The sequence below is a fragment of the Alcanivorax sp. HI0044 genome (assembly GCF_001634945.1).
On sequence record NZ_LWEZ01001705.1, the window covers coordinates 1 to 1,654 of the forward strand.

The 1,654-nt window shown below is 59.7% G+C and carries 1 protein-coding gene and 1 pseudogene; both read left to right on the forward strand.

The features are described 5' to 3' along the window. Nucleotides 1-340: pseudogene (locus A3730_RS25650) on the forward strand (tRNA uridine-5-carboxymethylaminomethyl(34) synthesis GTPase MnmE); the annotation flags it as partial. A gap of 295 nt (nucleotides 341-635) precedes the next feature. Continuing rightward, on the forward strand, nucleotides 636-1,654 hold a 1,019-nt coding region (locus tag A3730_RS25655; protein WP_063539265.1), incomplete at its 3' end, for a class II fumarate hydratase.

A 1,654-nucleotide genomic window follows, 5' to 3' on the forward strand; every position in this document is an offset into this window, starting at 1 on the left:
GTCCGGGATCTCCCCCGGAAAGCGCGATGATGGTGCCTTTGTGATTTCCGCCGCCAGCGGCGAAGGGCTGCAGGCGTTGCGTAATCACTTGAAAGCCGCTGCCGGCTATCAAGGGGAAGGGCAAAGTCGCTTTTCCGCCCGCCGCCGCCATATCACGGCGCTGGAACAGGCCTTGGCGGCCCTGGATAGTGGAGTGCGGCAATTGCATGGCCATGCTGCCGGCGAGCTGCTGGCCGAAGACCTGCGAGCCGCCCAAAAAGCACTGGAAGAAATCACCGGTGCCTTTACCGCCGATGATCTGCTGGGGCGAATATTCTCCTCGTTCTGCATCGGCAAGTAAGTGGCCAGATTCTCTATTCTCTATGCAGGGGCGCCGCTTACGGTGCGATTCTCGGTATTCACGCTAGTGCTACCCAAACCGTTTGCCAACAGCTTTGCCTGGTGGCTTTGCTCTCAGTGTTGCTGTTATGGACGACGTAATAGCATTAGCCGGTAGCCCTGCTGTGATTAATACCCGTGTGGGCAAGTTTGACTCTAAAGGACGACTCCCGTTTTCCACAGCCTTGAAATGCAACGTGGCTGTTGGCATGCCATGATGATGCACAGTGTTATTTTTCTCAGGCAGGAGGCTGGCCATGGCAACCCACGACACCCGCACCGAAACCGATTCCCTCGGCGATATTCAGGTCCCTGTCACGGCCCGCTGGGGCGCTCAGACTCAGCGTGCGGTGGATAACTTTCCTGTCAGTGGTCGCCAGTTGCCGGCCCGCTTTATTCAGGCGGTGGTCCGTATCAAACGGTGTGCGGCGGAAACCAACCGGCAGCTTGAAACGCTATCGGCGGACAAGGCCGTGGCCATTGTCGGTGCCTGTAACGATCTGCTGGAGGGGCATCACCTGGACCAGTTTCCGGTGGATATTTTCCAGACTGGTTCCGGCACCAGCACCAACATGAACGTCAATGAGGTGGTTGCGCATCTGTGCGAGGAAGCCGGTGCCGCGATTCACCCCAATGACGATGTGAACCTGGGCCAGAGCAGTAACGACACCATACCCACCGCCATTCATGTGTCTGCGGCCTTGGCCGTCACTGAGCACCTGATCCCCGCGCTTGAGCAGTTGATTGCCGAGCTGGGTTTGCGCGCCAGAGAGCACCGGGAGACGGTGAAAACCGGGCGCACCCACCTGATGGATGCCATGCCGGTGACCGTGGAGCAGGAGCTGCAGACCTGGGCCATGCAATTGCAGGATGCCTGTGGTCGTGTGGCGCGAGCCCGCGATGAGCTGTTGGCAATACCCCAAGGAGGCACAGCGGTAGGTAGCGGCATTAATGCCCATCCGGATTTCGGCAGTACCTTTGCTGCGCAATTGGCGGATGAAACCGGGCTGGCCTTCAAATCCCTGCCACACCCCTTTGTCGCCCAGAGTGCGTTGGATGCTCCCCTCAACCTGTCCGCCACCCTGCGCGGGCTGGCGGTGGTACTGATGAAAATCAGCAACGACTTGCGCTGGATGAATTCCGGGCCGATCCATGGGCTGGGTGAGGTGCAGCTGCCGGCCACCCAGCCGGGTTCGTCGATCATGCCGGGCAAGGTGAATCCGGTGATTTGCGAGTCCGCCACCATGGTGGCAACCCAGGTCATGGGGCTGGATCA